General features: G+C 54.0%; 26 protein-coding genes. 17 read left to right on the top strand and 9 right to left on the bottom strand.

Features of this window, described 5'->3' with window-relative positions; all coding sequences use genetic code 11:
- Nucleotides 1-321, bottom strand: a complete 321-nt coding sequence (cutA, locus tag HUE57_RS18065) for a divalent-cation tolerance protein CutA (protein WP_078482682.1) — start codon at nucleotides 319-321, stop codon at nucleotides 1-3.
- 87 nt (nucleotides 322-408) lie between these two features.
- Between cutA and HUE57_RS18060 the strand changes: the two genes are divergently transcribed.
- The 10 genes from HUE57_RS18060 to HUE57_RS18015 all read left to right on the top strand — a co-directional run bounded on the left by HUE57_RS18060 (nucleotide 409) and on the right by HUE57_RS18015 (nucleotide 11,663).
- Entirely contained in the window at nucleotides 409-837 is a 429-nt protein-coding gene (locus HUE57_RS18060; RefSeq protein WP_078482681.1) for an FxsA family protein, read from the top strand.
- A 238-nt stretch (nucleotides 838-1,075) separates the two neighbouring features.
- Entirely contained in the window at nucleotides 1,076-1,366 is a 291-nt protein-coding gene (locus tag HUE57_RS18055; RefSeq protein ID WP_078482680.1) for a co-chaperone GroES, read from the top strand.
- Nucleotides 1,367-1,417: 51 nt separating this feature from the next.
- Nucleotides 1,418-3,064, top strand: a complete 1,647-nt coding sequence (gene groL, locus HUE57_RS18050) for a chaperonin GroEL (protein WP_078482679.1) — start codon at nucleotides 1,418-1,420, stop codon at nucleotides 3,062-3,064.
- Between the two features lie 201 nt (nucleotides 3,065-3,265).
- A complete protein-coding gene (locus HUE57_RS18045; protein WP_172840098.1) occupies nucleotides 3,266-4,558 on the top strand; it encodes an ankyrin repeat domain-containing protein in 1,293 nt (430 codons plus the stop codon).
- A gap of 159 nt (nucleotides 4,559-4,717) precedes the next feature.
- Entirely contained in the window at nucleotides 4,718-7,600 is a 2,883-nt protein-coding gene (glnE, locus tag HUE57_RS18040) for a bifunctional [glutamate--ammonia ligase]-adenylyl-L-tyrosine phosphorylase/[glutamate--ammonia-ligase] adenylyltransferase (protein ID WP_078482703.1), read from the top strand.
- A 43-nt stretch (nucleotides 7,601-7,643) separates the two neighbouring features.
- Entirely contained in the window at nucleotides 7,644-8,567 is a 924-nt protein-coding gene (locus HUE57_RS18035) for a branched-chain amino acid transaminase (RefSeq protein WP_078482677.1), read from the top strand.
- 25 nt (nucleotides 8,568-8,592) lie between these two features.
- The gene (locus tag HUE57_RS18030; RefSeq protein WP_078482676.1) at nucleotides 8,593-8,784 is read left to right on the top strand and encodes a zinc-finger domain-containing protein; all 192 of its coding nucleotides are present in this window, start codon (nucleotides 8,593-8,595) and stop codon (nucleotides 8,782-8,784) included.
- The gene (locus HUE57_RS18025) at nucleotides 8,759-9,706 is read left to right on the top strand and encodes a mitochondrial fission ELM1 family protein (protein WP_236725624.1); all 948 of its coding nucleotides are present in this window, start codon (nucleotides 8,759-8,761) and stop codon (nucleotides 9,704-9,706) included. Before HUE57_RS18030 ends, HUE57_RS18025 begins: the two co-directional genes overlap by 26 nt.
- The gene (locus HUE57_RS18020; RefSeq protein WP_135621987.1) at nucleotides 9,703-10,527 is read left to right on the top strand and encodes a sulfotransferase domain-containing protein; all 825 of its coding nucleotides are present in this window, start codon (nucleotides 9,703-9,705) and stop codon (nucleotides 10,525-10,527) included. The genes HUE57_RS18025 and HUE57_RS18020 overlap by 4 nt, the downstream gene beginning before the upstream one ends.
- 47 nt (nucleotides 10,528-10,574) lie before the next feature.
- Nucleotides 10,575-11,663 carry a glycosyltransferase family 4 protein gene (locus tag HUE57_RS18015; protein ID WP_236725623.1) on the top strand — a complete coding sequence of 363 codons (1,089 nt, stop codon included), beginning with the start codon at nucleotides 10,575-10,577 and terminating at the stop codon, nucleotides 11,661-11,663.
- A gap of 31 nt (nucleotides 11,664-11,694) precedes the next feature.
- On the opposite strand, the gene HUE57_RS18010 is transcribed toward HUE57_RS18015, so the two are convergent.
- Together HUE57_RS18010 and HUE57_RS20025 are read right to left on the bottom strand one after the other, a co-directional pair.
- Complete coding sequence (locus HUE57_RS18010; protein WP_078482673.1) at nucleotides 11,695-12,765, bottom strand: glycosyltransferase; 1,071 nt, start codon at nucleotides 12,763-12,765, stop codon at nucleotides 11,695-11,697.
- Between the two features lie 154 nt (nucleotides 12,766-12,919).
- Nucleotides 12,920-14,176 carry an adenylate kinase gene (locus HUE57_RS20025; RefSeq protein WP_078482672.1) on the bottom strand — a complete coding sequence of 419 codons (1,257 nt, stop codon included), beginning with the start codon at nucleotides 14,174-14,176 and terminating at the stop codon, nucleotides 12,920-12,922.
- Nucleotides 14,177-14,422: 246 nt separating this feature from the next.
- On the opposite strand from HUE57_RS20025, the gene HUE57_RS18000 reads away from it, so the two are divergent.
- The 5 genes from HUE57_RS18000 (at nucleotide 14,423) to HUE57_RS17980 (ending at nucleotide 19,509) form a co-directional block, all read left to right on the top strand.
- A complete protein-coding gene (locus HUE57_RS18000) occupies nucleotides 14,423-14,785 on the top strand; it encodes a hypothetical protein (protein ID WP_078482671.1) in 363 nt (120 codons plus the stop codon).
- 82 nt (nucleotides 14,786-14,867) lie between these two features.
- On the top strand, nucleotides 14,868-16,130 hold the full coding sequence (locus HUE57_RS17995) for a 6-phosphofructokinase (protein WP_078482670.1): 1,263 nt from the start codon (nucleotides 14,868-14,870) through the stop codon (nucleotides 16,128-16,130).
- 115 nt (nucleotides 16,131-16,245) lie between these two features.
- Entirely contained in the window at nucleotides 16,246-18,273 is a 2,028-nt protein-coding gene (locus HUE57_RS17990) for a sodium-translocating pyrophosphatase (RefSeq protein WP_078482669.1), read from the top strand.
- A 104-nt stretch (nucleotides 18,274-18,377) separates the two neighbouring features.
- The gene (gene ppa, locus HUE57_RS17985; protein ID WP_078482668.1) at nucleotides 18,378-18,926 is read left to right on the top strand and encodes an inorganic diphosphatase; all 549 of its coding nucleotides are present in this window, start codon (nucleotides 18,378-18,380) and stop codon (nucleotides 18,924-18,926) included.
- 22 nt (nucleotides 18,927-18,948) lie between these two features.
- Nucleotides 18,949-19,509, top strand: a complete 561-nt coding sequence (locus HUE57_RS17980; protein ID WP_078482667.1) for a YfcE family phosphodiesterase — start codon at nucleotides 18,949-18,951, stop codon at nucleotides 19,507-19,509.
- 5 nt (nucleotides 19,510-19,514) lie between these two features.
- On the opposite strand, the gene HUE57_RS17975 is transcribed toward HUE57_RS17980, so the two are convergent.
- Together HUE57_RS17975 and moaD are read right to left on the bottom strand one after the other, a co-directional pair.
- Nucleotides 19,515-19,955, bottom strand: a complete 441-nt coding sequence (locus HUE57_RS17975; protein ID WP_078482666.1) for a molybdenum cofactor biosynthesis protein MoaE — start codon at nucleotides 19,953-19,955, stop codon at nucleotides 19,515-19,517.
- Nucleotide 19,956: 1 nt separating this feature from the next.
- Nucleotides 19,957-20,190: a molybdopterin converting factor subunit 1 gene (moaD, locus tag HUE57_RS17970; protein WP_078482665.1), complete on the bottom strand. Its 234-nt coding sequence runs from the start codon at nucleotides 20,188-20,190 to the stop codon at nucleotides 19,957-19,959.
- Between the two features lie 110 nt (nucleotides 20,191-20,300).
- Between moaD and moaC the strand changes: the two genes are divergently transcribed.
- Nucleotides 20,301-20,783 carry a cyclic pyranopterin monophosphate synthase MoaC gene (gene moaC / locus HUE57_RS17965; RefSeq protein WP_078482664.1) on the top strand — a complete coding sequence of 161 codons (483 nt, stop codon included), beginning with the start codon at nucleotides 20,301-20,303 and terminating at the stop codon, nucleotides 20,781-20,783.
- A 75-nt stretch (nucleotides 20,784-20,858) separates the two neighbouring features.
- Nucleotides 20,859-22,247, top strand: coding sequence for a Si-specific NAD(P)(+) transhydrogenase (gene sthA / locus HUE57_RS17960; protein WP_078482663.1), 1,389 nt, complete (start codon nucleotides 20,859-20,861; stop codon nucleotides 22,245-22,247).
- A 5-nt stretch (nucleotides 22,248-22,252) separates the two neighbouring features.
- Here the strand turns inward: sthA and HUE57_RS17955 are convergent, their stop codons facing one another.
- The 4 genes from HUE57_RS17955 to HUE57_RS17940 form a co-directional block, all read right to left on the bottom strand.
- Nucleotides 22,253-22,537 carry a hypothetical protein gene (locus HUE57_RS17955; protein ID WP_174673651.1) on the bottom strand — a complete coding sequence of 95 codons (285 nt, stop codon included), beginning with the start codon at nucleotides 22,535-22,537 and terminating at the stop codon, nucleotides 22,253-22,255.
- Between the two features lie 42 nt (nucleotides 22,538-22,579).
- The gene (locus tag HUE57_RS17950) at nucleotides 22,580-22,846 is read right to left on the bottom strand and encodes a hypothetical protein (RefSeq protein WP_174673650.1); all 267 of its coding nucleotides are present in this window, start codon (nucleotides 22,844-22,846) and stop codon (nucleotides 22,580-22,582) included.
- A gap of 21 nt (nucleotides 22,847-22,867) precedes the next feature.
- On the bottom strand, nucleotides 22,868-23,461 hold the full coding sequence (locus tag HUE57_RS17945) for a malonic semialdehyde reductase (protein ID WP_174673649.1): 594 nt from the start codon (nucleotides 23,459-23,461) through the stop codon (nucleotides 22,868-22,870).
- 80 nt (nucleotides 23,462-23,541) lie between these two features.
- A complete protein-coding gene (locus tag HUE57_RS17940; protein ID WP_078482660.1) occupies nucleotides 23,542-24,384 on the bottom strand; it encodes a class I SAM-dependent methyltransferase in 843 nt (280 codons plus the stop codon).
- Nucleotides 24,385-24,390: the final 6 nt, after the last annotated feature.

Here is a 24,390-nt window from a genome sequence, read left to right as displayed (position 1 = left end):
TTAATCCAGGTTCTCGTCGATCCAGTTCAGGTATTGGGGGTGACCCCTCTCGATTCGGACGGCAACGATCTCAGGAAGTTCATAGGGATGGAGTTCGTTCAGCTTCGTTTCGAGCGCAGAGTAACTTCTCTCTGAAGTCTTGATTATAAGCAGCAGCTCCTCGTCTCGCTCAACCAATTCCTTCCAACGGTAGATGGAGGTGAGGCCGGGAGCAATCGAAACACAGGCAGCAAGACGTAGCTCAACCAGCTGCTGCGCAATCTGTTCGGCGCAGTTGCGGTCGGGGCAGGTGGAGTAGACCAGTAGTTTGGCATCATCCATTTTATTGTTCGGTCCCGTAGCTCGTCGGCGGGTTATTATAGCTCTGCAGGCTGTTACAATGCCTCAAATGGTGCATGGAAAACATTGATGAATACCCTACTGTACCCCTTTGTTGCGCTGATCCTGATCGGTCTGCTGGAGCTCTACGTGATGATCGGTGTGGGTGGTCTGATTGGCCCCTTCACCACCGTCTTTCTGGTCATCTTTACAGCTGCGCTGGGACTGCTATTGATGCGTTACCAGGGCTTCAAGACCCTGCAGCGCGCACAGGAGGCGATGGCGCGTGGCGATACCCCAGAGCTTGAGATGCTGGAGGGGGTGGCGCTGCTGCTGGGTGGTGCGTTGTTGCTGATTCCCGGTTTTCTCAGTGATGGTCTGGGTTTTCTGATGTTGGTACCACCGCTGCGTAAGGTGGTGATTCGTTGGATGTTGAGGCAGCGCGGTGGTCCCCGCCCGCCGAGCGGCGGCAGCGGTGATGGTCCGCGCACCCTTGAGGGCGAGTTCTGGCGCGATTAAATCGTCAGTATCTGCCAGTTCGGTTCCATTTCTCCGCTTGTCAGAGCGAAAATCCCTTCTTTGAGCACTAATAAGCAGCTCTGAAGTAGAAATCTCACCCCACGACCCTTGATTTTCACCTCTTCGTCACTATTATTAGCACTCACTCGGGGTGAGTGCTAACGCCCCAGGAATATGTAATTAACCGTAATGCGGTTTTATTTTTTGATCTTAAATCAATAAGTTAAGGAGTTTCTGAATGAATATTCGTCCGCTACATGACCGTGTATTGGTGCGCCGTATGGAGGAGGAGACCACCACTGCTTCAGGTATCGTCCTACCCGGTTCCGCTACCGAGAAGCCAAATCAGGGTGAAGTTATCGCTGCTGGTAAGGGCAAGATCCTCGAGAACGGCGAAGTGCGTCAGATGGACGTGAAGGTCGGCGACAAGGTTCTGTTTGGCCAGTATGCGGGCACCGCAGTCAAGGTCGACGGCGAAGAGCTGATGATGATGACCGAGGCGGACATCATGGGTGTGGTTGAGGGTTAATCCCTACACCATTAACCGCTTTAAACAGAATTCTATAGAGGAAAGAGATCAATGAGTGCAAAAGAAGTTAAGTTTGGTGATGACGCGCGCCACGGTATGCTGCGCGGTGTTAATACCCTGGCCGACGCGGTCAAGGTAACCCTCGGACCGAAGGGTCGTAACGTAGTTCTGGAGAAGAGCTTCGGTGCACCGACCATCACTAAGGATGGCGTTTCAGTGGCCAAAGAGATCGAGCTGGAAGATAAGTTCGAGAACATGGGCGCACAGATGGTGAAAGAGGTCTCATCACAGACCTCCGATGTTGCCGGTGACGGTACTACCACCGCGACCGTTCTGGCGCAGGCCATCCTGCGTGAGGGCATGAAGGCGGTTACCGCTGGTATGAACCCAATGGATCTGAAGCGTGGCATCGACAAGGCGGTTATCGCCGCTGTTGGGCAGCTGAAGGATCTCTCCAAGCCTTGTGAAGATACCAAGGCGATCACCCAGGTTGGCACCATCTCGGCCAACTCTGATTCTACCATCGGCCAGATTATCTCCGATGCGATGGACAAGGTGGGCAAGGACGGTGTTATCACTGTTGAAGAGGGTTCATCACTGCAGGATGAGCTTGAGGTGGTTGAGGGTATGCAGTTCGATCGCGGTTACCTCTCTCCCTACTTCGTCAACAATCAGGAGAAGATGGTTGCCGAGCTGGAAGATCCCTTCATCCTGCTACACGACAAGAAGATCTCTAACATTCGCGAACTGCTGCCTGTACTCGAGGGTGTTGCCAAGGCAGGTAAGCCACTGTTGATCATCGCCGAGGACGTTGAGGGCGAGGCGCTGGCCACTCTGGTTGTGAACAGCATTCGTGGCATCGTTAAGGTTGCTGCTGTTAAGGCGCCGGGCTTCGGCGATCGTCGCAAGGCGATGCTGCAGGATATGGCGATTCTGACTGGTGGTCAGGTTGTCTCTGAAGAGGTTGGCATGGAGCTGGAGAAGGCGACTCTCGATATGCTCGGTACCGCCAAACGCGTTGTTATCTCCAAGGAGAACACCGTGGTTGTTGATGGCGCGGGTTCACACACCGATATCGAAGCACGTGTTGCGCAGGTTCGTGCCCAGATCGAAGAGACCACCTCTGATTACGACAAGGAGAAGCTGCAGGAGCGTGTTGCCAAGCTCTCTGGCGGTGTTGCTGTTATCAAGGTTGGCGCAGCCACCGAAGTTGAGATGAAAGAGAAGAAGGATCGCATCGACGATGCGCTGCACGCGACCCGTGCTGCGGTTGAAGAGGGTGTGGTTCCTGGTGGTGGCGTTGCGCTGATTCGCGCACAGGCTGCGATCACCAAGCTCAAGGGCGATAACCACGATCAGGATATCGGTATCGAGATCGCACGTCGCGCGATGGAAGAGCCGCTGCGTCAGATCGTCAGCAATGCTGGTGAAGAGGCCTCTGTTGTGGTTGATAAGGTTAAGCGTAGCAAGGGTGATAACGGCTACAACGCTGCCAATGGTAACTACGGCAATATGATCGATATGGGTATTCTCGATCCAACCAAGGTGACCCGTTCTGCACTGCAGAATGCTTCATCGGTTGCGGGCCTGATGTTGACCACTGAGGCGATGGTTGCCGAGCTGCCTTCCGATGCACCTACCGGTGGTGACATGGGTGGTGGTATGGGTGGTATGGGTGGCATGGGCGGCATGATGTAATAGCTGTCTCAGAACCATTCTGACCCTGAAGGGGCCTTGCCGGAAATGGTGAGGCCCTTTCTGTTTTGTAAGGGTAAAAAAGTGACTAGTTCTTAGCGCCTCATTTGGGTATAGAATGGTCCGGATTGAGTGGTTTCACTCCGACTGAGTGGATTACAACGAGGGTTTGAAACGATGAGTTTTTTCGCTAGAGGGAAGTGGGTGTCGAGATCGATTGCCGTGCTGCTGTTTGCGCTGGTGGTGGTCGGTTGCGGTAAGGAGAGTGGCGAGCAGACGGTCTCGCTCCACTACGCCGCGAGTACGGGAGACCTGCAGAAGATTGCGGCCCAGCTTGATGCTGGGGTCGATATCAATCTCAAAGACAAAAACGGCCATACACCTCTCTACTGGGCGGTCGCACGAGGTTATGAGCGCGCCACTGCAATACTGCTTGAACGTGGTGCGGGCGTCGATATGGCCGGTAATAGCGGTAAGAGTCCGTTGCATGCTAGTGCCGAATTTGGTTACAGCAATATCGCCGCGCTACTGCTGAAAAGTGGCGCGTTGGTAGATAGTCGTGATGTGCAGGGCAGCACGCCGCTGCATCTGGCCGCTCTGGTTGGCCATGTTGATGTGGTCAAGCACCTGCTCGACAGCGGTGCCGATGCCAATGTTGAGGATGGTAATGGCCAACCACCGATCCATCTCGCCTCGGCGCAGGAGAATCGTGATGTGGTCGATCTGCTGATAAAGAGAATTGGCGATATCGATGTGCGCAGTAAGGATGGCACCACTATGCTGCACCGAGCGGCCGATCATGGCCACCTTGAGGTGGTGAAGATGTTGATCGGCAAGGGGGCGGATGTGAACGCGACCTATCCGCTGGGTCAGACACCGATTCATATGGCGGCCGAGCATAACCATGTCGAGGTGATTAAGTACCTGCTGGATAAGGGTGCTGATATCGCCACCAAGAACCGCTATGGCGATTCGCTGCTGCAGTGGGCGGCGCTGAAGGGGCAGGTTGATATGGTTGAGTTCCTGATCAACAAGGGTGCCGATGTTGATGCGGTGAGCAAGGAGGGTGAGCCAATTATCTGCTGGGCGGCTGATGAGTCGCGGGTTGAAATCGTCGAGTTACTGATCAGTAAGGGTGCGGATGTCAACGTGCGTCGTCGTTATGGTCAGACCCTGTTGCACTGGGCGGTTAAACATAAACATCTACAGGTGCTTGAGCAGTTGATTGCGCGTGGAATCGATATCAATGCCAAGGACGATAGAGGCAGTCCTGCGCTGTTTGTTGCCGCAGAGAAGGGCAATATGGATATCGTACGAATGATGATCGAGTGGGGCGCCGATGTGAATGTGCGTAACGACTATGGCGAAACGCCGCTGGTTGTTGCAACCCGTGGTGGGCACAAAGAGATTGCGGCGTTGTTGACTCAGCGCGGTGCTGTAGCCGCACATCAGATGGAAGCGCCCAAGAGAGAGTCACCGTTACCCCCCGTAAAATGATGCTTCTTTGTTAAGCGAGGCAGCCCACTTTGTTGAGTGTGGCTGCCTTTTTATTCGCTGCATGAGTGAGCTGGAATGCACCCGTCAGCAAGCTATCGTTAATCAGTTTTATTTGGAGCGCTCTTGGCCGATTCAGCTATCTCCGATGTCAACACCGCAATGGCGGTTATCCCTGAACCCCTGCAATCCGTAACGCTTCACCATTGGCAGCAGTTTGTTGAAGCCGCTGAGCGACATGAGTGCCGGGTTCCAGAGAGTGAAGATTTCCAGCGCGTGACACTACGAGTGCTCTGCAGTAGCGAGTTTGTCGCGCAGGCCTGTGCACGTGAACCGGGTTTGATCGGTGATCTGCTCGAGAGTGGTGACCTGCTGAGTGACTATCTGTCAGATGAGTATGTCGAGAAGCTCGATACGCAGCTGAAACCGGTCAAGGATGAGATGGGGTTGATGTTGCGGCTGCGTCGCTTCCGGCGTCGAGAGATGGTGCGTATTGCCTGGCGTGATCTGGCAGGCTGGAGTGGCCTGGAGGAGACGCTACGTGATCTGACTCATCTGGCCGAGGCGTGTATCGATGGCGCGCTGCAGAAGGTCGAGGCGTGGGCACGCAAGCAGCACGGTACACCTAAAGGGAGTGATGGTAAGCCGCTTGGCCTGGTGGTGCTCGGCATGGGCAAGCTCGGTGCCTGGGAGCTTAACTTCTCCTCTGATATTGATCTGATCTACGCCTATGCCGAAGAGGGAGAGACACGCAAACGCAATGGTCTGAGCAATAGTGAATTCTTCGGCCGTATGGGACAGCAGCTGGCGCGGGTGCTTGATCAATCGACCGATGATGGTTTTGTCTATCGTGTCGATTTACGTCTGCGCCCCTATGGAGATAGTGGTCCCGTTGCGATGAGCTTTGACGCGATGGAGGAGTACTACCAGACCCAGGGGCGTGAGTGGGAGCGCTACGCGATGATCAAGGCGCGTGTGGTCGCGGGTGATCGCGACACGGGAGCCGAGCTGATGTCGAGCCTGCGCCCCTTTGTCTATCGCCGCTATCTCGACTACGGCGTGTTTGAGTCGCTGCGTGAGATGAAGGGGATGATTGCACGCGAGGTGGCGCGCAAGGGGATGGCGCACAACGTCAAGCTGGGGCCGGGCGGTATACGTGAAATCGAATTTATCGGCCAGGCCTTTCAGCTGGTGCGCGGTGGTCGTGAGGTCGAGCTACAGGAGCGTCGTATCCTCAAGGTGTTGGCTGCATTGCCTCACTACGGTCTGATTCCCGACTACGCCAGCAGTGAATTGATTGAGGCCTACGACTTCCTGCGTCGCGTAGAGAATCGCCTGCAGGCGTGGGCTGACCGGCAGACCCATCTGCTGCCGCAAGAAGAGATTGGGCAGCTGCGTCTCGCCTTCTCGATGGGATTCTCAAATTGGGAGCGTTTCCTTGAGAGGCTCGACAGCTATCGACAGCGGGTTGAGCAACATTTTGAGCAGATCTTTGCTGCACCACAGACCGAGGATAAGGGCGGCGAGCAGCATGCTGGTCCCGATCTGGTTTCGCTCTGGCAAGAGGGACTGAAGGAGTCGCAGGCACCAGGGCTGCTGGCTGAGGCCGGTTACGCTGAGCCGAAAGAGATCGTGTGGCGACTCCGTGCGCTGCGCGAGAGCAGTCTCTATGAATCGCTCTCTACCCACGGACGCGAGCGTCTCGATCGCTTGATGCCTCTGTTGATCTCAGCGGTTGGCGAAAATGAGAAGTCCGATGAGGCGCTACCGCGAGTCGTGAATTTGATCGAGGCAGTGGCGCGCCGTAGCGCCTACATTGCACTGCTCTCTGAGCACCCGCTGGCGCTCTCACAGCTGGTGAGTCTCTGCAGTGCCAGCCCCTGGATTGCACGCTATCTCGCCAGCCACCCGATTCTGCTCGATGAGCTGCTTGACCCTAGAACACTCTACTCACCCCCCGACCGAGAACGGTTGGTGGATGAGTTGCGGCAGATGCTGTTACGCCTACCTCTCGATGATCTTGAGCAGCAGATGGAGGTGTTGCGTCTCTTTAAGCAGACCAATGTGCTGCGCGTCGCCGCCGCTGATATCGCTGAAGCAATGCCACTGATGGTGGTTAGCGATCACCTGACCTGGATTGCAGAGGGGATCGTCGATGAGGTGTTGGAGCTTGCCTGGCATCATCTTGTTGCCAAACACGGTCGCCCAGTCTGCAGCAGCGACGGCACGCTCTGTGACAAAGGTTTTGCCGTGATCGCCTACGGCAAGATGGGTGGTCTTGAGCTCGGATACGGCTCCGATCTTGATGTGGTGTTCCTGCATAGTGCGGAGGATGAGTCGCAGCTGACCACCGGCAAGCGGGCAATGGCGGTGCCAGAGTTCTTTGCACGGCTTGGACAGCGCATTGTTCATTTGATGACTACCCTGACCCCGGCGGGCGTGCTCTATGAGATTGACCTTCGTCTTCGTCCCAGTGGTGCCTCTGGACTGCTGGTAAGCAATCTCACCGCATTTGAGGAGTATCAGCAGGGCGAGGCGTGGACCTGGGAACATCAAGCGCTGGTGCGCGCGCGTCCGGTGGCCGGTGATCCGTTGATTGCAGAACGATTTATGAAGATCCGCCACACCATTCTGACTCAGCGTAGAGAACCTGAGGAGTTGCGCAAAGCAGTGAGTGAGATGCGCGAGCGGATGCGCAGCGAATTTGGCTCGAAAAAGCCGGGTCGATTCAAGCTAAAGCACGATCGAGGTGGTATCGCCGACATCGAATTTATGGTGCAATACGGCGTTCTGGCATGGGCGCACGATCATCCCGAGTTGACCGAATTTACCGACAATATTCGTATTCTCGAAGGGTTTGGACGGGCGGGTCTGATGGCCGCTGACGAGGTGGCGCTGTTGTGTGATGCCTATCGAGTATTTCGTAAGCGGGCCCACCACTTGACGCTGCAGGAGCAGTCGGCCGAGGTTGATGCTGTGGAGTTCTCCGAACTGCGCGAGACGGTCGCAGCAATGTGGCGTCAGCGTATGGAAGACCCAGCGTAGATGTGAATAATTTTGTGGTTCTAAATATTTTGAGGAGTAGAGCATGACGACGATGGCTGACCGTGATGGGGTCATCTGGCTGGATGGCGAGATGGTTGAGTGGCGTGAGGCGAAGACTCATGTGCTGACCCATACCCTCCACTACGGTATGGGTGTGTTTGAAGGGGTGCGTGCCTACCAGACCGATAAGGGGGCGGCGATCTTCCGCCTGCAGGATCATACTGATCGTCTGTTCCGCTCTGCTCACATCTTGATGATGCCGATGCCCTTCGACAAGGAGACGCTCAACGAGGCGCAGCGTGCAGTGGTGCGTGAGAATAACCTCGACTCTGCCTATCTGCGTCCAATGTGTTTCTACGGCTCAGAGGGAATGGGTATTCGAGCAGACAACCTCAAAACTCACGTCATGGTTGCTGCCTGGCCGTGGGGTGCCTATCTGGGTGAGGACGGTATCGAAAAGGGTATTCGTATCCGTACATCCTCCTATACCCGTCACCACGTCAATATCACCATGTGCAAGGCGAAGGCCAACGGCAACTACATGAACTCAATGCTGGCACTGCAGGAGGCAATCAGCTGTGGTTATGACGAGGCACTGCTGCTCGATAATGAGGGTTACGTTGCGGAAGGTAGTGGCGAGAATATCTTTATCATTCGCAATGGTGTGATATTCACTCCCGACTTGACCTCCGCACTGGAAGGCATCACCCGTGAGACGATCATGCAGATCGCGGCCGATCTCGGTATCGAGGTGCGTGAGAAGCGCATCACCCGTGATGAGGTCTACGTTGCCGATGAGGCGTTCTTCACCGGTACCGCTGCTGAGGTGACGCCAATTCGTGAACTCGATGATCGCACCATCGGTAGCGGTTCGCGTGGGCCGATTACCGAGCAGATTCAGAGCATCTATTTCGACTACGTCTATGGTCGTCGCAACGATCGCCCTGAGTGGCTGACGCTGGTCTGAGCAACGATAGTACAGGAGTTTTGTAGTGAGTCAGGAAACTAACAGTCAGCCTAATGCTGAGAACCGTTACGAGATGGTGCAGGGTGACCTGCCGCTGCACTGTCCGACGCCGGAGATGAGTCTCTGGAATTCACACCCACGCGTATTTCTATCGATTGAGAAGAGCGGTCACGCCAAGTGTCCCTATTGCGGTGCCGAGTACACACTTAAACGATAAATCGGCTGACTTGGGTTGCCGGGTCGTCTGGTGGTTCACCGATGGTAAGCCGGGGCATGAAAATCAGGGGCGCGGACTGATTCGCGCCCTCGGTAACCACTTTACGCTCACAATTCACGAGATACCTGCAACTGCAGTCAGGCTGCCGTGGTTACAGTGGTTAACCTCCCGATTTTCTGCTGGCGAAGGGTTGCCCAGTCCGGATTATATTATCGGCGCAGGCCACGCTACCCACTTACCCATGTTGGCTGCACGTCGAGCGCGTGGTGGTCGTGTGGTGGTGTTAATGAAGCCCTCCTTGCCGATCTCACTATTCGATCTTGCGATTGTACCCAAGCATGACGGGCTCGCTGCCTCTGAAACGGTATTGTTGACGCATGGTGTACTGAATAACGTCGTTTCCGGCGCCGCACGCGATCTTGATAAAGGGCTGATATTGATTGGTGGGCCATCGAAAAATTATGGCTGGTCAGATGATCAGATGTTGGCTCAGGTGTTTGAAATTGTCACATCTGCTCCTGGTGTTAACTGGGTGCTGACCAGTTCACGTCGTACGCCTTCAGTGTTTCTACCACTCTTACGTAGTCGAGAGCTTGAAAATCTTGAAGTGCTGTCCCATGAGCAGACTGGGTCCGACTGGTTGCCACAACAGCTAACATGCGCGGATCGTGTATGGGTGAGCGAAGATAGTGTCTCGATGGTCTACGAGGCGCTGACCTCAGGATCCCCCGTTGGATTGCTGTCGGTACCTCAGCTAGTGGAGGGGCGTGTCTCTGTAGGAATTGGAGCGCTGAAGAAGTGCGGAATGGTTACGGGATATTCGGCTTGGCAAGAGTGCGGAACGCTGCGTGAGAATTCAGATCCCTTTAATGAAGCAGAGCGTTGTGCTGAGTGGATATTCAGTAAGTGGAGTTGTAAGTGAGTCTGTCTCCTAATTGGTACCGTGCGTGTAAAGATTATACAAATATCCCTTTTGTACGCTGGGGAGGCTTCGATGGCATTCTCGTTAGCATGCATCAATCGGGTACGCATTGGCTGAAAAATTTACTTGCGCATGTATTGTCCTATGAATACGGCGTTGATCTACCCGAATACATACAGGATAACTCGATTATTGGCAGCCCCAAGCGTCCTCCGACGTATGAGGGAATGCCAAAAATAGTGCAAAGCCACACTATACCAAGCACGTTAATCTCCTCTAGCCTGTTTAGTGTGCTTGCTCCAGTTCCCCCGGTAGTAATACTGGTTCGTGATTTAAGGTACGCGCTGGTATCACATTATGTGAAAATGCATGGTTCAAAGCAGGAACGCTGGAAGCGGCGCTATGATCTCGATTTCTCGGAGTTTCTAAAGGGTGATCCGAGAGATAAACATTTTGATAAAGATATCTGGTGGGATATTCGCTTTATGAATGCGTGGGGACGATATCTCGAAAAATATCCCGAAAAATCTCTGATGGTCAGCTACGAAGCGCTACGGACTGAACCTGTCGCAATGCTAAAAAACGTGTGTTATCGCTTTGGCTTGGAGAGTGTAAGTATGAATTCGATCGAGCGGGCGGTTGATGAGTGCACAAAGAGCAAGATGTCTGAACGAGAGCGCCCCGGTGAGCGGGCGCCTGTAGTTCGAAAGTCGGCAGATGATCTGGGTGAGTGGTACTCGGAGATAGATAAACGATTTGTTGAGGATATCCTCAAACGTCATTTGAATTATAACTTTGGGTATGACTTCACCAGGTGGTAGCGAATAACGGAGTGGGCTCTGCAACGCAACTGACAATCGTTCAGCTGTTGCCGTCACTTCAAGATGGTGGCGTTGAGCGTGGCACGTTGGAAGTGGCGCAGGCGCTGGTTGAGCGTGGTCATCGATCTATGGTGGTCTCTGCTGGGGGGCGCATGGTCGAGCAGCTACATGCTGAGGGAAGTGAGCATGTTAATTGGTCGATTGGTAAAAAGAGTCTGTTAACGCTGCGTTTTATCTGGAAGCTGCGAAGACTCTTTAGAAAACGGCGTGTTGATGTTGTGCATGCCAGGTCGCGTTTACCGGCCTGGATCGCCTGGTTCGCGCTACAAGGGATACCTAAAAAAAACAGACCGCACTTTGTAACCACAGTGCATGGACTCTACTCGGTTGGACGCTACAGTGCGGTAATGACTAAGGGAGAACGGGTCATCGCTGTGTCAGAGACGGTTAAACGATATATCAAAACCAACTACCCTTCGGTCGACGTGAATAGAGTGAGGGTGATTCCTCGTGGTGTTGATCTAGAGATGTTTCCATACGACTTCACTCCCTCCGAGTCGTGGCTGCAACAATGGTGTGACGATTTTCCTCAGCTTGATGGAAAGCTGGTGCTCACCCTTCCAGGTCGATTGACTCGTCTTAAGGGACATCACGATTTCATTGACCTGATCCGTTGTCTCAAACGAAAAGCTATTGCGGTGCATGGTCTGATTGTTGGAGGTGAAGATCCTCGGCGTCAGGCCTATGCCGAGGAGTTGCGAGAAAAGGTGGTGCAGAGAGGCCTGCAGGAGGACGTTACCTTTACGGGGCATCGTTCGGATGTACGTGAAATCTATGCGATCTCAGATGCGGTCTTCTCCCTCTCTACCAAGCCCGAATCGTTTGGTCGCACCACGCTTGAGGCGTTATCGCTGGGTGTGCCTGTGTTCGGTTACGATCATGGTGGTGTGGGTGAGATACTTGGGCGTGTCTATCCACAAGGGCGGGTTGTCGTGGGTGGTGTTGATGATCTTTGTCGGCTTCTGGCTAACTTGCGAGATGGTTCGCTGAAGAGGCCGTCGCGTCACAACTATACGTTGGCACATATGTTAGCGTTGACTCTTGCGCTCTATGAAGAGTTGGCTGCTCGCCCCTGATGTCGCGTAGCTCGACAAGTTGGCGCTTATGTTAGCGCTGCTCAAGTAGTGTTCTGTAAGTCTCCAGATAGCTCTCAACAATGGCTTTCTCGCTAAAACGAGTACTGACTAGCGCCGTACCGCTGTCCGCAATTTCATTAGAGCGTTGTGGTTCTTGTAGAACAGAGAGCATTGCGTCGGCCAGTGGTGCGGCTTGATCGACTGGTGTGACGACACCATTCTCTCCATCGCTAATTAACTCCATTGCACCCTGGGAGGCCGTGGCAACTACAGGTGTGTTGTGCGCCCAGGCCTCGAGTATCACATTGCCTAACGGTTCATGACGAGAAGGGCAGACAAACAGATTGGCCAGGTAGTAGTAGTTGCTGGGATTGGCCTGCCAACCGGCCCACGTTGTCCGATTGCTAATGGATAGCTTGTTAGAGAGCTGGCGAAGCTCTTCTGATAACGGACCATCGCCAGCGATGAGCAGATGAGTCGGACGACCTGCGATCTCGTGTGGTAGTAAAGAGAATGCCTTAAGTAATGTATCGAACGCCTTGTTCGGGTGAAGCCTTCCTACGGCGGTGATTATCCATGCGTCATCAGGTATGCCGTGTTCTCTCCTCAGGCTATTGAGTGTGTCGATGTCTGGCGGTGGAGGAGCGTCGGCAAAATTTCCGATATAGAAAACACGATTTACAGGTAGGCCTTCTTGAACCAAGTAGTCGCAGATGCCACGGGTATTGCCGATCCAAGCGTGGGCGTGACGATAACGTTTTAAGTTGTAGTAGCCGCCAAGGCGCGCAACATGGATCGGCCCTCGGTCTGGTTTGAGTGATGTGAGTGATGTCGCTCTACTCATGTAGGTCTGCACGATATCGGGCTGTTGTTGTTTTATCGCTTGCTGAATGCGCCATTTGGTGTGGAAGCGAATGATTCCACTCATCTGAATATGTGTCTGAGGCGCGCATGCACCAATCTGCTGGGCAACAGCGCTGTCGGGACGATTGATTGCGTGGGTCGGGGCGCCGTTACGTTGGAGTGCACAGACAAGTCTGGAGTAGAAGCGTTCAGCGCCTCCGGATTCCTGGCTGCCTATGATGTGCGTGCTGCTAATCATGATTCGTGTGCATCCTCAATAGAGGCCGCATATGCTGCATGACTCGAGGTGTGGGATGCAACCACTCACGCTGCTGAATAGTCAGGGCGGCGCGAGTAGTTGATCACTGAAGCGTAACTTTGAGTGTTAGCGACGTTTCTTGGTGCTCTTCTTTTTAACGACTTTTTTCTTTGGTGCTACCGCTTTTAGCGGGAGCCTTTTTTGTAATCGTTTTCTTTTTAGGTACGATCTTGGTGGCGGCACGTTTCTTGACTGCGGTTTTAACAACCTTCTTCTTGATGGCAGCCTTTTTCTTAACGGCGGGTTTCTTGGCGCTCTTCTTCGAAGCTGTCTTCTTTTTTGGGATGCTCTTCTTGACGGCTGGTTTAGAGGGCTTTTTGGCAGAGGCTACCTTTTTCTTCGCTGGTGTGACCTTTTTCTTTACCGCAGCTTTCTTAACGGCGGTTGTTTTCTTCTTTGGCGTAGTCTTTTTGGTGGCGCTCTTCTTCGCCGGTGTGCTCTTCTTCTTGGGTGTTGCAGCTTTTTTCTTCGCTACGGCCTTCTTGGTGGGAGCCACCTTTTTCTTGGTTGCGTTCTTCTTGCCTGCAGAGGTTTTGCTCTTGCTCGGTTTCTTGGCAGGGGCCTTGGCCGTAGAGGTGGCTGGCTCGGGAGCCTCATCGGCAGAATCCGATGTTCCGGCGGCCGCAAGAACCTTCTCCATTACCTTCTTCTCAAGGTCTTCTACTGTGGGTGCATTGGCAGAGGGTATGACTGCTTTGCGTTTGGGTGTGGCGCTGACAACTTTTGAGATCGCTTTGAAGATGTCCTTGATCTCTCCAATACCCTGCACGCTACGCAGGAGCTCTTGCTCCTGATAGAAGTCGACCACGGGGATGGTCTGGGTCTCATAGACACGCAGTCTATTACTGATCGTCTCCTCGTTGTCGTCGCCGCGATGGTGCAGGCTGCCGCCACACTTGTCGCACTGGTCGTCCATCTTCGGTGGGCTGGAGTAGATGTTGTACATCTGACCACATGAACGACAGGTACGCCGTCCGGTGAGGCGCTGTAGCAAGATGTCAAAGTCGACGTCGATCAGCAGGCTCAGCTCAAGGGGCTGGCCGATCTCCATCAGCAGGGCATCGAGTGATTCGGCCTGGGCGAGATTGCGGGGGAAACCATCAAGGATAAAACCCTTCTTGGCATCCTTCTCCTCGAGGCGCTCGCGAATAATGCCGAGCACGATCTCATCAGAAACGAGATGGCCGGCATCCATGGCCAGTTTGGCCTGGTTTCCGAGCTGTGTACCCGCTGCTACGGCATCTCTAAGTAGGTCTCCAGTGGAGATCTGGGGGATTTTGTATTTATCAACAAGGAGTTTGGCCTGAGTCCCTTTTCCAGAGCCCGGCGCTCCAAGCAGTACGATTCTCATCGCAATAGCTCCCTTGGCTGTATATTATTGTTGCTCTTGTTATCGGGGTGGCCGGAAATCGCTTGGTTATTAAAATTTTGCATGACCGCATACACGATTTTGCATGGCCGTGTCACCCATCAGCGATTAACCTACATTCCGCAAACGTCCAAGTCAACGAAGCACAGTACGAAATAGCCATGGATAGGGGAATCATCCTCTTTTTTATGCCTGTTACTACGGAATGTGCCTAATTTACAGGTAGATATGAGTACTATCCCAGATTTTAATGATTCTGATCTCTGGACCATCAAGAGTACGCTCCAGGAGCGTTATGGGCATGATGTTGAGCTGGAACTGGCTGAGACCGAGCTGCGTCTCAACCCTTCTTCAACGGAAATGGTCCCCTGCCCGACTGTTTACTGGCACTACGATAACTGTAATTTCATTATCTGTAAGACTGGCGACGAGCGTTTTCGCGCACAATTTTTCTTTCGTGTTCACCAGCAGTACGGCACTGGCGTACATGAGTTTGACAACCTCGCCGACTGTACTGTGACCCTGCTTCAGGTTCAGGCCGATCACGATAAAAATCTGCAAGATGAAGCAGAGAAAGAATCGCAGAAATAGCTGCCGATCCATTCAGTTGGTTGGTGGCCATAGTTTTTACAAAAATAGCTTTTGAAATAGCGTCAAATTAAGGGGAACCTAAATGACAAAGAAGAATGCATTTTATGCACAGTCCGGCGGTGTTACCGCAGTGATCAACGCCTCTGCTTGTGGTGTGATCGAGACCGCTCGTAAGAATAAAGACAAGATCGGCAAGGTATACGCCGGTCGTAACGGCATCATCGGTGCGCTGGAAGAGGATCTGATCGATACCTCAAAAGAGACAGTGCGTTCTATCGCTGGTCTGCGCCACACTCCATCGGGTGCCTTCGGCTCCTGCCGTTACAAGCTGAAGAGCCTCGAGGCAAACAAGGCGGAGTACGAGCGCCTGATCGAGATCTTCAAGGCACACAACATCGGTTACTTCTTCTACAACGGTGGTGGTGACTCCGCTGACACCTGCTACAAGATCTCTCAGCTTTCGAAGAAGATGGGTTACCCAGTTCAGGCGATCCACGTACCTAAGACCGTTGATAACGATCTGCCAATCACCGATAACTGCCCTGGCTTCGGCTCGGTTGCCAAGTACATTGCTATCTCAACCCGCGAGGCGAGCTTCGACGTTGGTTCTATGTGCGCCACCTCTACCAAGGTCTTCGTACTTGAGGTAATGGGTCGTCACGCTGGTTGGATCGCTGCTGCCGGTGCACTGGCCTCTGATGAGAAGACCGATCTACCGATCGTCATTCTCTTCCCTGAGGTCGTTTTCGATCGTAAGAAGTTCATGGCTGCGGTTAGCGCTAAGGTTAAGAAGTATGGCTACTGCTCGATCGTAGTCTCTGAGGGTGTCCACTATAAAGATGGCAAGTTCCTCGCTGAGACCGGTCTGAAGGATGCCTTCGGTCACAGCCAGCTGGGTGGTGCCGCACCTGTTGTTGCCGGCATGATTCAGGAAGATCTCGGTCTGAAGTACCACTGGGCCGTTGCTGACTACCTGCAGCGTGCGAGCCGTCACATCGCGTCTAAGTCTGACGTTGATCAGGCCTACGCTATGGGTAAGGCTGCGGTTGAGCTGGCACTCAAAGGTAAGAACTCGGTCATGCCAACCGTGGTTCGTAAGTCTGACAAGCCATACCGCTGGACCATCGGCGAGGCACCGCTTTCTAAGGTAGCCAACGTCGAGAAGATGATGCCAAAGAGCTTCATCAGTCGTGATGGTTTCGGTATCACACCGAAATGTCGCCGCTACCTCGAGCCGTTGATTAAGGGTGAAGATTATCCTCCCTATAAAAACGGCATGCCGCAGTATGTGAAATTGAAGTTAGTGTCAGTGAAGAAAAAGCTGCCTGAATTCAAGGTCAAATAGTTATGAAAAAGGGGGCTTATTTGCTCCCTTTTTTGTATCTAGACTAATTATTAGTCGCAATAATAATGAACATCATATAAGTAAAAACGTTAATTGAAGGGGAGAGGTATATAACATGACCACTAGTTTGCTGTTTTCACTAATCTGTGCAGGTGTCGCGATCGCTTACGGCATCTTCTCTATGAAATGGATCTTGGCTAAACCGACCGGTAACGAGCGTATGAATGAGATCGCCGCTGCTGTTCAGGAGGGTGCCAAGGCCTATCTTAATCGTCAGTACATGACCATCAGCGTTGTTGGTGTTGTGCTGCTGGTCGCAATTGGCTACTTCCTCGACCTGCATACGGCGATTGGTTTTGCCATCGGCGCCATCCTTTCTGGATTGGCAGGTTACATCGGCATGAATATCTCGGTTCGCGCCAATGTGCGTACTGCTGAGGCGGCTAATGATGGCCTGAATGCTGCGATGCAGGTTGCCTTCCGTGGCGGCGCTATCACCGGTATGTTGGTGGTGGGGCTCGGTCTGTTCGGTGTGGCAGGCTACTACATGGTGCTCGAGATGATGCACCCTGGTGCGGATAACCTTCACCCACTGATCGGTCTCGCCTTCGGTGGTTCACTGATCTCGATCTTTGCACGTCTCGGTGGCGGTATCTTCACCAAGGGTGCGGATGTCGGTGCCGATATCGTCGGTAAGGTTGAGGCGGGCATCCCTGAGGATGATCCACGTAATCCTGCGGTTATTGCCGATAACGTTGGTGACAACGTCGGTGACTGTGCGGGTATGGCGGCTGACCTGTTTGAGACCTACGCAGTAACCGTGGTTGCGACCATGCTGCTCGGTGGCCTGCTGCTGGGCGAAACTGGTGGCGCGGCAGCGGTCTATCCGCTGGTGCTGGGTGGTGTTTCGATCATCGCCTCTGTTGTCGGAACCTTCTTCGTAACGGCACGTGAAGGAGGCAAGATTATGAACGCCCTCTATCGTGGCCTGATCGTTGCAGGTCTGCTGGCGGCGGTTGCCTTCTACTTCGTCACCGATATGTTCATGGGTGGTGTTGAAATCGAAGGTGTTACCAACGTCACCATGAGCCTCTTTGGTTGTTCTCTGATCGGTCTGGCACTGACTGCAGCGATGGTTGTGATCACCGAGTACTACACTGCGACTGAGTTCCAGCCGGTACGTCATATCGCTGAGGCCTCAACCACGGGTGATGGTACCAACGTTATCGCGGGTCTCGGTGTTTCAATGAAATCTACCGCAGCACCTGTACTTGCTGTCTGTGCCTCTATCTGGGGTGCCTATGACCTGGCAGGACTCTATGGTATCGCGATTGCGGCAACCTCTATGCTCTCGATGACCGGCATTATCGTTGCACTCGACGCTTACGGTCCGATTACCGATAACGCGGGTGGCATTGCTGAGATGGCTGAGCTTGATGAGAAGATCCGCAACATTACCGATCCTCTCGATGCCGTGGGTAACACCACCAAGGCAGTTACCAAGGGTTACGCGATTGGTTCGGCAGGTCTTGCTGCGCTGGTACTCTTCGCTGATTACACTCACACCCTGGAGAAGGCGGGGCATGTAGCATCATTTGATCTCTCCAACCACATGGTCATCATCGGCCTGTTCCTTGGTGGCTTGGTTCCGTATCTCTTCGGCGCGATGTCGATGGAGGCGGTAGGTCGTGCAGCAGGCGGTATCGTGAACGAGGTACGCCGTCAGTTCAAAGAGAAGCCTGGCATCATGGACCACAGCGAGAAGCCTGACTACAGTCGTGCTGTAGACATGCTGACCAAGGCGGCGATCAAGGAGATGATTATTCCTTCATTGCTGCCGATTCTGGTGCCTATCCTGGTCGGTGTTTTCCTCGGCGTTGAAGCGCTGGGTGGTCTGCTGATCGGTACCATCATTACCGGTATCTTCGTCGCTATCTCTATGACCACCGGTGGTGGTGCGTGGGATAACGCCAAGAAGTACATTGAGGATGGTAACTTCGGTGGTAAGGGTTCCGATGCTCACAAGGCAGCGGTTACCGGTGACACCGTAGGCGACCCCTACAAGGATACTGCTGGTCCAGCGATCAACCCGCTGATCAAGATCATCAATATCGTTGCGCTGATGATTGTGCCCCTGCTCTAAGTAGGGTGTCTGTCGCGCCGAGTGGCGCGGCAGATAATATTAGCAAATCTTGATAAAGGGCCGGTATAATTACCGGCCCTTTTGTTTTTCTGAGATTTGAAGCGATGAACCTCGACAGAGTCACCTCCGGTAATGACGTTCCCAACGAGATCAATGTAATTATTGAGATCCCTGCACACTCCGATCCGGTCAAGTATGAGCTGGATAAGGATACCGGCGCGATGTTTGTCGATCGTTTCATGTCGACCGCGATGCATTACCCCTGTAACTACGGCTACGTGCCACACACTCTCTCCAAAGATGGTGATCCCGTCGATGTGCTGGTGTTGACCCCCTATCCGCTGATTCCCGGTTCGGTGATTCAGTGTCGTCCTGTTGGTGTACTGAAGATGGCGGACGAGTCGGGTGATGACGCCAAAATCCTCGCCGTGCCGGTCGACAAGCTCTGCAAATCCTATCGCAAGGTAACCAGCTTCCGCGATGTTCAGGAGGAGGTTCTCAACCGCATCTCCCACTTCTTCGAGCACTACAAGGATCTTGATGAGGGTAAGTGGGTTCGTGTCGGTGGTTGGGGTGATATCGATGAGGCGAAACAGGAGATCATGGATAGCGTTAAGATGTTCCAGGATGCCCCTGAGAAGCCTAATTTCTAAATAACCGCGAGTTACTTCAACGATGAAGATCTGTGTCGTCTCCGATAGCCACGACAACCGCCCGATGCTGACCGCCGCCGTGCACGAGGCGAAGGAGCTGCGTGGTGCCGAGGCGGTACTGCACTGCGGCGATGTGGTGGCACCGACCGCGCTGCGCCCGCTGCAGCAGTTCGGTCTGCCGGTGCATGTGATTCATGGCAACAACATGGGTGATACCTATGCCATGTTCATGCTAGTGCAGGAGCCCGACAGTGTGATCCATTATCACGGGCAGGATGCGGGTTTGAATCTCGGCGGTAAGCGGATTTTCATTGTGCACTATCCGCACTACGCTGAGGCGTTGGCGTTAACAGGGGAGTGGGATGTGGTCTGCTGTGGTCACGATCACCGCCCAGCGATCACGCCTGTGGAGGACATTAAGGGTGGTGAGTCGTTGATTGTGAATCCGGGAACGGTGGCGGGCGTTGGGCCGCGTGCTACCTACGTTATGGGTGATCTAGAGACGATGGAGTTTGAGATTTTCGATGTGCCGGGTGGCAAGGTTGATCATCAACCGCAGCACACCCCAGACTATAAGAAGTAGGCCCCTCAGTAACCTGAGGTGTTTTTCTCCACCCAGCGGCTACCCTCTTCAAGCTGCTCTTTCTTCCAGAAAGGGGCTTTCGATTTCAGATCCTCCATGATGAAGCGACTCGCTTCAAAGGCGTCTTTGCGATGGGCCGACCAGACAGCCACTAGGACGATCGGATCAGCTGGCTTGAGATCTCCAACACGGTGGATGACTAGCGTATCGAGCAGTTGCCAGCGGCTTGCTGCCTCCTCACAAATCTTCTCAAGGTGTTTTTCGGTCATGCCGGGGTAGTGCTCCAGCGACATGCCGTTAACCTCATCACCCTCGTTGAAATCACGCATGGTGCCAACAAAGACAGCGCTCGCCCCGGCCTTACCCTTGAGTTGATCGTGAGCAGCTTCAAATTGCTGCAGCTCCTGCCAGGGTTCGAATGGCGCGGGACGTACCTCGATGGTCATACTAGCCACCGGTAACGGGTGGGAAGAAGGCGACCTCATCGTCACTTTTCACCAGGTGATTTTGGTCGGTGTACTCCATGTTTATCGCAACCAGTACGTTGGTGGGCAGTGCCTTTCCGCCGGAGGCCTGTAACCACACATCGGCCGCTGTGGCGACCTCCCCGATCTCGACGGTGGCCCCATCGCAGCCCATCTGCTCACGCAGGCTGGCGAAGAATTTTACCGTTACCCTCATAGTCTTTACCTACTCTGCAGGTGCTCAATTGCACCACTATTCGCAGCAGCCTATCATGGATGATCCTATCTACCAATTGCCCTAAAGAGGGCTTCCTGACGGAGAGATCGATGAGCGAATTAACCCACTTCAACAGCGCTGGTGAGGCCCATATGGTCGATGTTGGTGAGAAGTCGGTGACCAAGCGTAGAGCCGTTGCCGAGGGTGCGATCAGCATGGAGCCGTCAACGCTGGAGAGGATCGTGGCAGGAGATCACAAAAAGGGTGATGTGCTCGGCATCGCGCGGGTGGCCGGCATTATGGCATCCAAGCGTACTGCTGATCTGATACCGCTCTGTCATCCATTGGCACTGACCCATGTCGGTATCGATCTTGAACCCCAGACAGATGCATCGCGCGTCTACTGCAGGGTGACGGTTGAGACGGCCGGTCAGACCGGTGTTGAGATGGAGGCGCTGACGGCGGTGCAGGTTACGCTGCTGACCATCTATGATATGTGTAAAGCGGTTGATCGTGGCATGAGCATGGAGGGTGTTCGTCTGATCCATAAGTCCGGTGGCAAGTCGGGTGCCTGGAATCGGGGTGACGACTAGCTAAGGCGCTTTTGAGCCCGATCAGTGGTCGGGTGGTCTGTTTAACATGGTTTGATCTGTTGGAGTGGTGAGCAAATGCAGAACTACGACTTTTTGGTAATCGGCAGTGGCCCAGCAGGACAGAAGGCCGCGGTTCAAGCCGCCAAGCTGGGCAAACGCGTTGCGATCATTGAGCGTCAGGCGGAGATTGGTGGTGTCTCTGTCCATACCGGCACTATCCCAAGCAAAACGCTTCGAGAGGCGGTGCTCTATCTAACCGGCTGGGATCAGCGTGGTCTCTATGGTCGCAGCTACCGGCTCAAAGAGAATTTGACCATCGAAGATCTAATGCAACGTCTGCACATTACGCTCAATCATGAGACCGAGGTGATGTCACACCAGTTATCGCGTAATGGGGTGACTGTGATTCAGGGCGAGGCCTCATTTATCGATGAGCACACCCTGCAGGTGGAGCGTCCAGGCGGTAAGTTGGAGGGGTTCCACGGTGAAAAGATCCTAATCGCCGTTGGCAGTCGTCCGGTTCGCCCCGAGGGGGTTCCGTTCGAGAGTGAGTCGGTGGTCGATAGTGACGGCATTCTCGATATCAAAGAGATCCCCAAATCGATGATTATCGTCGGTGGTGGTGTGATCGGTGTCGAGTACGCTTCGATCTTCAGCGCTATGGACGTCAAGGTCACACTGATTGATGGCCGTGAGCGGCTGCTCGATTTTCTTGATCGAGAGCTGGCTGATGAGCTGGTTCACCACATGCGGGATCGTGGTGTGATGCTGCGTCTCTCAGAAAATATTGACCGCGTAGAAGAGAAAGAGGAGGGGAAGATCGTAGCCCACCTGGAGAGCGGTAAGCAGGTTAGTGCAGAGCTGATTCTCTTTGCTGCTGGTCGAATTGGCTGCACCTATGCACTGAATCTGCACAACGCCGGTATCGAACCCGACTCGCGACGACGCATCAAGGTCAATGAGTTTTTCCAGACCGAAGTGCCACATATCTATGCCGGTGGTGATGTGATCGGTTTTCCCAGTCTCGCCTCGACCTCAATGGAGCAGGGACGTATTGCGGCCTGTCACGCCTTTGGCAAGAGTGCCTGTCAGCAGAGTAGTGACTTCCCCTTCGGTATCTATGCGGTGCCGGAGATCAGCATGATTGGCCGTACTGAACAGCAGCTGACCAAGGAGCAGATCCCCTACGAGGTGGGGCTGGCGCGGCTGCGAGAGACCGCGCGTGGACAGATCATGGGACTCGAAGACGGTGTGCTGAAGATCCTCTTTAGCAGTGAAGACCGTCGTGTACTTGGTGTGCACATCCTGGGTGAGGGCGCGACCGAACTGATCCACATCGGCCAGGCAGTGATGCTGCTTAGCGGTACGCTCGACTACTTTATTGAGAACGTCTTCAACTACCCGACTCTAGCCGAGGCCTATAAGGTCGCTGCGCTAGATGCCTACAACCGTCTAAACGGATAGTCGGTCTAGAGCTGGGCGGCGGTGTCGGGCAGCCAGCTGACGCCGCCAAAGCGTGCTTCAGGCACCTGCTGATGTATCTGGTGTTCGATGCGATAGACCTCGCTCTCGGGGATATCGACCATCAACATGATCTCACCGTGGGCCAGGGCGTCGCGCACCTCTCGGAAGTCGGCATCGGGCAGGTGGGTGAAGCGCTCTCCGGCAACAAAACTCGTAATCATTCCTACGATCAGTAACAGTGCGAGTAGCTCGGCACCATAGCTGATAGCGGCAATAAAACCCGCCAGCATGACGAAGCAAAGGGGTTAAATTGCCGTTCCAGACCCAGCGCTCTAGTTGATGGAGCCGATCGCTGCGCTGCTCAAAGGTGGAGCGGGCAGGCCTTCCAGACGCCTCACCGCTGCGCGCGATTGTGTGTATCTGTTTGTTTTGATGCCGTCCTGATTGAGCACAGCGACACCGCTGCGGCGAAATCGGCGTCGGGAAAGAGTAGGTAGAGTCGTCTCTTCATGGTGCTCTCCCGAGCAACCTGAGCTACAGGCGTAGCCGTCGTGGTGGTCACCATGGGAGAGATATGTAATCCCGACAATAACAGTCAAGTTGTGGGGCTTCTGTGTCGTTCAGAGAATCTCTGCTGCTTCATCAAAGTCGAGACGCGGTTGGCGTGGGAAGAGCTGAGTGTTGTCGCCGTAACCGATAGCGCAGATGAAGTTGGTCTTGATGGTGCCCTCGGGGAAGAACTCGGCATCCATCGCGGGGTAGTCGATACCCGACATCGGACCGCAGTCGAGCCCGAGTGAGCGAGCGGCCAGAATCAGGTAGGCCGCCTGCAGTGATGAGTTGCGGAAGGCGCTCTCCTCAATCTTATCGGGCTTGCCAGCAAACCAACTGCGCGCATCGGTGTGGGGAAAGAGTTTTGGTAATTGATCATAGAAGGTCATATCCATACCGATAATGGCCACCACCGGCGCACTCATACTCTTCTCGATATTACCTTCGGCCAGGCACGGTTTAAGACGCTGCTTGGCCTCACTACTTTTGATAAAGCGAATACGTGCCGGACAGCTGTTAGCGGCGGTTGGACCCATCTTCAGTAGATCGTAGAGCTTGTGCAGCAGCTCGTCGTTAACTGGTTGATCGAGCCAGTTACTGAAGCTTCGTGCCTCACGAAACAGGGTGTCGAGTGCCTTCTCGGAGAGAGTACGGTCGCGCATGCTGGATCCTTGTCGAGCGTTTCAGAAGTGAGTGATGATAAACCACATCGATAGGCTGCAATCCACGCAACCGATGCGGGTTAGGCGGGTTTGATTGCCTGACTGAACAGGGTGTCGACCGGCAGCCAGATTCCCTTTTCGGTCACCAGTTTATCGACCTCGCGTAGGTGTTTTACCTTGAAATTGCCGAGTTGATCGGAGGGGAGTAGATCGATCAGAGCGCGGTAGCCGCTATTCCAGATGATCTCCCACCAGTCATCAGCACTCGAGAGGTGATAGCCGAGCTGTTCATTGTCGATCTGAATCTTTTCGAAGCCGTTACGATCGAGTGCGTCGCTGCAGCGCTCAGCGTTGTTGAGCTGATCGGCCATAAAGGTGCGCCCCTCCGGGAGCTTGGCACCGAGGCGCTCCAAATCATCGAGAAATAGATCGCGCAGCGGCACGAACGCCTTGACGTCAAAGCTGGTGAAGATGATCTTGCCACCCGGTTTGCAGACGCGTTTCCACTCCTGAAGCGCCGCATCGATATCAGGCATAAAGAAGAGGCCGTAGCTGCAGGCGATGGTATCGAAATAGTCGCGTTTAAAGTCGAGCTTGGCGCCATCCATATCGAAAATATCGATGTTTTCCAATCCCATCTTCCGTGCATGAAAGGCGGTGCGGTCGAGCATCTTCTCCGAGAGGTCGATTGCCACAACGCGACCGCCTGGAAGCAGTGCCTGCGCCATGGAGATGGCGACAACCCCGGTGCCGGTGGCCACATCGAGCACCTTCTGTCCGGGTCTGGGTGCAACCTTGGAGACCAGTTTGTCGGCACAGAAGGGGAAGAAGCGTAGTGCAGGGCTATCGTAGCCATCGGCAACGCGCGAGAAGAGTTTGGCAATCGCCTGTTTGTGCTGTTGAGGTGTCAGTTCAGTATCCATGGCGGT

It is taken from the genome of Candidatus Reidiella endopervernicosa (assembly GCF_013343005.1).
GTDB lineage: Bacteria > Pseudomonadota > Gammaproteobacteria.
The sequence above is the reverse complement of the archived record's forward strand: the minus strand, read 5'-3'. Positions and strand labels throughout refer to the sequence as shown.